The organism is Flavobacterium branchiophilum NBRC 15030 = ATCC 35035 (assembly GCF_002217205.1).
GTDB classification, from domain to species: Bacteria; Bacteroidota; Bacteroidia; order Flavobacteriales; family Flavobacteriaceae; genus Flavobacterium; species Flavobacterium branchiophilum.
Genome location: NZ_MUGT01000203.1, coordinates 1 through 6,259, shown reverse-complemented (window position 1 = coordinate 6,259; position 6,259 = coordinate 1). Strand labels below are relative to the sequence as shown.

Sequence of the window (6,259 nt, the reverse complement as noted above, 5' to 3'; positions counted from 1 at the left end):
TCGGCAAGTTGGGTTAACTTTATTTTATATAAGTATTCGTTGATTACAATTCATTTCGGGGCTTACAGTTGCAACGAAATTCTGGCTGTTATAGCCAGTGGTTCTTTTCCACCGTCCTTGTAATACATTGACAGTATTGAGTACTGTTTCATTGAGTTTCGGTTTTGCTTTACTTTTTTAGTGTATTTTGTTTTTGCAAACTCCACCAACTTTCAAGTTCAGTGTAAATTTTCTTTTGCCAATGTTTAATTTTCGGTTCAACTATAAATGAAATAACGCTGCATTCTTTCTTTGTTTCTAGTCTTGTCATTGGGTCTATATAGTTTCCATTTGTGTTGGAAGTTTCTTTCCCGGGATATATCAACGCAACTTTATTTGCTCCGTAATATTCGTGATATACATACATCTGTCTCAAGTCGTCAGGAGATGGATTGTAACCATTTAAGTTTTTCCATTTTGTGTCCAACACAACGCAATCAGGTCCGTCTTTGTTTACCACAATGTCAGGACGCATTTTTACTCGGTAGCCGCTATGCGACTTCCAAAATAATTTAGATGTTTGTCCTGTTATTTTTGTGTTTTCATTTTTGTGTTTTCTTAAACTTACATAAACAAACTGCTCCCAAAGCTTATTCATATCAAACATCAACGCCAAAACATTATTTCTTCCTCTGCTCACATCGGGATGATATTGCAACAGCAAAAGTTTAGAAATCTCAATTGCTTTTTTATATGATTCTGTTTTTCGGGAGAAAACTATTTTTTCAAAAGTTGCTTCTGTAACTTTTATATCAGGCATTTCTGGAAAGTGAAGCATCAATGCACCAATACGACTATGTAAATTTACATTCGTGTTTATCTGTCTTAGTAAGCAAATAGTTTTGTAAATAATGAAATGCAATTGATGTTCTACGTCATAAGTTGTATGCTTCACAAAAAACCTTTCTTGATGTGTTAGGTTTTGTTGAATGTGTTTAGAAAAATGTAAACTACCTTTTAAAGCGATTACATTTCCATTCTTTTTTCTGTATTTCTTTATCAAACCTCTGTGAAGGAGTGATTCAATTTCTTGGATGAAAATTTTAAAATACAAATCAAGAATTGAGTTTGATTTCAGTTTTAATGAACTATTACTAGGTGTATGAATGTCAAAAACTCCAACAGCAAAAAGCATATCAATTAAAATATCACGCCATTGTTTTTTGTCATTGTCTCCAGCAAATGAAGCATCTGCTTTTGGCAAAACTTCAATTACTAATTCACCTAACTGAATCACTCCTACAAATTCATTGAAGCGAATACCATTATGGATTAGCGAAAAATAAGGTACACCGCTTTCGCCAAAATATGCTTGCAGTGATTTTAACTGAATTTCAGATATTCTCTTCTCGCCTCTGTCAATGCGAAGGGATTCGTGTTCAAAAACTGTGATATGTTTTCTTTGTTGCTGCAATTTATTTTTATAGTAAATCATTAATGGCTGTTTTGAATTCATCATCTGTCATTTCAGCGATGTCTCTTATTTTATAAATGGTTCTCTCTGCAAATTCTGATGAATCATAATCATTGAACTCTGCAAAGTAATTTTCTTGAACGCTTTCTACTGTTTTGAAAAAACCTTTTCCAATTACCAAGCCAATTTTGCCGTAATCCCCGAAAAAATATTCCTGTAATAGTGGAACGATTTTATTTTGAAATACCTCTTTTAGCTCACTCAAACTGGCAACAGACATAAAATAACTGTGTCCGATTTGATGATCTTTATCAAGAAGTTTTTCAATTCGTTTGTTAATCGTATTGAGTAAAAGCGGTAAATCAACTGAATCTAAAATTCCTTTTTGTTCTTTCTTTTTTCCCTCTGTTGCAATCAACAAAGGTCTTGGTGGCATTTCTTCAAAATTAAACCGTCTGCGTAATGCAGCATCCAAGGCTTCAACGCTTCTATCCGCAGTATTCATAGTGCCTATGATGTGAAGGTTTGGCGGTACGCCAAACTTTTCTTTGCTGTATGGTAGTGTAACTTCCAATGCTTCAGCTTTTCCCAAGCGTTTATCTTCTTCAATTAAGGTTATCAATTCACCAAAAATTTGAGAAACATTTCCACGATTTATTTCATCAATGATTAAGACATAATTTTTTTCTTCCTTTTCAACAATCAATGAAGGTTGGTAAGATTTAAGTTTATCCAAAATTGCTGGGTAATAAATCCCAACTCCTGTTTGTCTTATTTCTCTTCTTTTGTAAAAATAATCTCGAAGTGTTGAAATACTTAGCGTATGTCCTGTACCTCCGCTTGCTTTTTTAAATTTGATAGATGATTTGGTGAATCCAAGAATGGTGTATTCACTTCCTTCCCGTTTCAAAGGGAATTTCATTTCCTGATGTTCATGCCATTCCTCTTTGAACTTAGTGAATGCTTCTTCAAATGATAGTTGCTCCTTTGTTCCTTTATTCGCATCAAGCCAGTTATCCCTTGCAATGGATGCCATCATTTTGAAAACACCCGGCTCAATGTCATAAATAACATTTTGTTCGTCATTAAGACCAGGTTTTATTCCTTCAATAAAATCTTCATAGCTCATGCTTTGATGAAATGTTACAAATCCAATTTGACCGTTTGGGTTTTCCCAATCGTCAATTAGTAATTCATCAAATCTTTCTTTCAAATCGCTCCGTTCTTCATAATATTTTTTTAATGTAAATTCCTTCAAATTATCAACGATGGATACAGCTTTATTGATTGTATTATATGTTTTGCCTGTTCCTGGTGGGCCAAACAAAATTTGATTCAACGCAAATTCTGACTGTATATCTTTTTCATCAAAAGCAAGTGCGTCATTTTCATTTTTTTTCTTATTTCCAAAAATTAAATCAATATTTTCAGGATGGTTTACTTTACTTATTGTCGACCTGTAAGCTCCACGACCATCAATCGTAAAAGGTTTGAAATCTTTCCTCCATTCCACTTTCAATATTTTGCCGTCACCATTATTTGCTGTTACAGTTCCAATACCATGAACTTCAAGCACCGATATAGTTTTGCCGTCTTTCTTTCTTGTGTAACTTGTTTTAGCCGCTATTTGGCTGCCTACATGAACACTCTTTACTTTGTCAAGATATTTATCGTCAAAACCGTTTTCCCAAATTCCGTCTTTTTGAAATCGGGGTAATTGATTTTCAGGTTCGCTACCATACCAGAAAAATCCAGCACAGTAATATTGTATTTCTTTTGCCATAATTATTTTTTTCTATTCTATTGACTGTATGTCTTTAGTCAACTCTCTATGTGATTTGTCTTTATTTTAAATGTTTAAATTATGGTCTGTCGGTTGACTTTGGAACGGTCGTCCTAAAATTAGCTATAACGTTAGTCTGTGAAAAAACCAACTCAAAAAGAGAAAGAATTCGGATACCCGTCCGAGAAAAATTCCATACAGCCAATTCTCAAAGACTCATTTTGAGTTTTTCACAGTCTGACGTTTCGTAGCTTGGAGATTTGGCGGATTAAGGAAGCCGAAACTTTCGATTAAACACTGACTTTGCAAGTACAAAACCAACTTCAAATTAAGCCCAAAACCCGCCATTTTGCCAAACTGCTGTGTGTGCCTTCGTTTTTTTTTCAGTCATTGAGTAATCTATTTCACTATAAATATTATGTCTGTTAAAGCAGTAAAAGTTTTCGTTTTTCCTTTGAATTCAAATTCTATTTTTAGGTCTTCCGTTTTTTTCGTTTTGAAGTTGTCCAAATAGGTTAGGATTGTAGGTTTTAAAAGATCAATGTTTCTTTTCAATTTCCACGAATTTATAAAATCGTCCGTGTCAACCAGTACAAGAAACAAACGGTTTTCAGAACCAAAACGCATTTCACCTTGGTTTTCATAAAGCCAAATTGCTAACATTTTTGGGTCGTCTTGTACTTCTTGTAAGATTTCTAATTTTTCGTCTTTTAAAGTTTTAAGAACTTCTAAACAGAAATCATCATTTCTGTCTTTCATCTTCTCAACTATTTCATAGAAAATGTCTGCTGGTTTTGCCTTTTTGTCAAAATTAATTTTAGCTTCTGTTGCTTTCTTTTTTAGAAAAGTTAGTTCAACAGGCAATCCTTTTTCTTTACGTTTCGTTCTTATATATTCTGCTGGTAAGTACGTAACTTTCAAATCAAATGGTACGTCATTAATGAAAAAGTCAACACTCTTGATTTGCCCAACTGTTGGCAAAACCTCTTTATGAGATTTGAAAATGTGTTCTATTAAAATACTGCTCCAATGGTTGTACCAACTATTTAAAACATAACCTTGAACAGCTACGCTAATTTCTGTTTCAAATTTTGAAAGTAAGTTTTCATAAGAAGGGTTTTGAACTTTTACATATCTGCTTACCAAATATTTGTCTAATGAATTTTGATAATCTCCGCCCCAATCAAAATTCTTTAGTTTGTATAATTCTGATACGAGGTGTTCCGTATTAAGCGCTCCAACTTGTTTCGAATTTTCCGATTTAATGAAGTTGTCAAGAATTTGATTTGAATTTATTACATCAGTGCTCAAAATGCCAAATAATTCAACGAATTGTTTAGCAAGTGCAGTTTCTTTCAGAGTAATATTGTTGATTTTTAAAAATTCAGCAATAAGTTCTTTTCTGCTAATTGATTTTGTTTTTAGCCATAAAAGACCAATGTTATCATTACTGAACTCTTCGAGTTCTTCGTTTTTATGTAATTTATCCCAATAATTATAGTCCTTCATTTACTAATTGTTCTTTATGGTTACTTGAAACGAAATGCTTCTTTTTAGGACTACAAACAAATAGTATTTCTTGACTACCTGCAACACTTCCTTTTCCACCTCTTCCGTTTTGATATGTTTTTGCTTCTACTGTTACATTTCTATACTTTGAAATTAATTTTTCAAATTCTTCAATTCCTGGATAACTTCTATTATTGTAGCTAATTAACCAATTCGGAATTTCTTCTGATAATTCAAATAGCTTTTCAAAAGAAGATATAACATCTCTTTTTTTGTCAAAACCGCTAAATCTTTGTGGCTCATAACGTTTAATGCCATTTATAAAATCTTTGTCCTTCCAATACTCGGTGTAAGTTTCTAACAAATGGTAAAATCCTTGATAGTCTGCGTGACTGTCACAATATGGTGGGTCGAAATATGCTAGATCTACATTTTCTATCTTAGGTAATAAGTCTAAAATGTTCTGATTGAAGCTCTTGTTGTCTTGTTTGTTGTCAAAAACAGCATCATTGTATTTTGGAAGTAATTCTTCAAAAATCTCTTTTATAGGTCTAATTAAACTTCGGTTTCGTTTTATTCTTTCTGGGTCGCTTGCATAAACCAAAGCTTGTGTATGACCAAAATGTCCCATTGTTATTTTACGGGTCATACTTCTATTAATAACCGTGAAAGCAATTGCTTGTTTATATTCGTTTTCTAATAATGAAATATTTGCTCTGAAATTATCTAAAAACTGTGCCTCTTCTTTTTCAAAGAATACATTTGTAAATGTATTTTCAATTAAGTCAAATTCGTTTTTATTTTTTGCAGGCTGAAAAAGAATATCTAAATCTGTTTTGTCTAATTTGGTGGACTTGTTCTCAATTAAAGCTTTTCCAATTTGATTATTAAAATTTAAAAAATCGTTAGTAATTACTTTGCACCCTTGTTGTTTCAATAAAAAACCAACAGATTGCGAGCCAGCAAAGGCATCAATTGCGAAGTTTATATTTTTAGGAATAAACTGATTAAGCCAAGGCAATAAAGTATGCTTTGCGCCCAAATATTGAGGTTCAGGAAATTGGTAATTAAAATATTTATATTCTTCAAAAAGCATTATTATCTGTCTTAATTTTAAGTCCGCAAGTTACTAAATTTAACTCTCTTAATTTTACGAAGCTTTGAAAAATTTGTCCAATGTCAGCTCGAACGTTTATTTTTGCACGGTCGTCCTACAATGAGGCATAACTAGTAGCTACACGAAACTTATTGCATTTTTTTTTCAATTTCTTATATCCTTTGCAATAGTACAAAATATTAAATTAGCGTGCAACTTTTATACAAAAGAGCCACAAAATTAGAAATTATCGTAATACAAACGTATCTATTCAACTTATTTTTTCAAAAATAGGGGGGGGGCTGGTTGTTGCTGTATATTTAGGGGAACTCTTATCGAGGCTAACGGAAGGTCGCCTAGAGGCTTCCTTTGTAAACCTAAATCATTTTTATATTACAAGTGCCATTTTCTTTGGTAT

4 protein-coding genes are annotated in these 6,259 nt (G+C 32.6%); all 4 read right to left on the bottom strand.

Annotation, left to right across the window (positions count from 1 at the left end; translation table 11 throughout):
• Nucleotides 1-169: 169 nt before the first annotated feature.
• The 4 genes from B0A58_RS15800 to B0A58_RS15785 all read right to left on the bottom strand — a co-directional run bounded on the left by B0A58_RS15800 (nt 170) and on the right by B0A58_RS15785 (nt 5,841).
• The gene (locus B0A58_RS15800) at nt 170-1,474 is read right to left on the bottom strand and encodes an McrC family protein (RefSeq protein ID WP_207758873.1); all 1,305 of its coding nucleotides are present in this window, start codon (nt 1,472-1,474) and stop codon (nt 170-172) included.
• On the bottom strand, nt 1,461-3,236 hold the full coding sequence (locus B0A58_RS15795; RefSeq protein WP_089081835.1) for an McrB family protein: 1,776 nt from the start codon (nt 3,234-3,236) through the stop codon (nt 1,461-1,463). Before B0A58_RS15795 ends, B0A58_RS15800 begins: the two co-directional genes overlap by 14 nt.
• 399 nt (nt 3,237-3,635) lie before the next feature.
• A complete protein-coding gene (locus tag B0A58_RS15790) occupies nt 3,636-4,745 on the bottom strand; it encodes a hypothetical protein (RefSeq protein ID WP_089081834.1) in 1,110 nt (369 codons plus the stop codon).
• Nucleotides 4,732-5,841 (bottom strand): DNA adenine methylase, encoded by a 1,110-nt coding sequence (locus B0A58_RS15785; RefSeq protein ID WP_089081833.1) that lies wholly within the window; start codon nt 5,839-5,841, stop codon nt 4,732-4,734. Before B0A58_RS15785 ends, B0A58_RS15790 begins: the two co-directional genes overlap by 14 nt.
• Nucleotides 5,842-6,259: the final 418 nt, after the last annotated feature.

What these genes read in the sequence shown, in the direction of transcription:
- B0A58_RS15800 (WP_207758873.1), bottom strand. Translation starts at nt 1,474, where the DNA reads ATGATTTACTATAAAAATAAATTGCAGCAACAAAGAAAACATATCACA.
- B0A58_RS15795 (WP_089081835.1), bottom strand. Translation starts at nt 3,236, where the DNA reads ATGGCAAAAGAAATACAATATTACTGTGCTGGATTTTTCTGGTATGGT.
- B0A58_RS15790 (WP_089081834.1), bottom strand. Translation starts at nt 4,745, where the DNA reads ATGAAGGACTATAATTATTGGGATAAATTACATAAAAACGAAGAACTC.
- B0A58_RS15785 (WP_089081833.1), bottom strand. Translation starts at nt 5,841, where the DNA reads ATGCTTTTTGAAGAATATAAATATTTTAATTACCAATTTCCTGAACCT.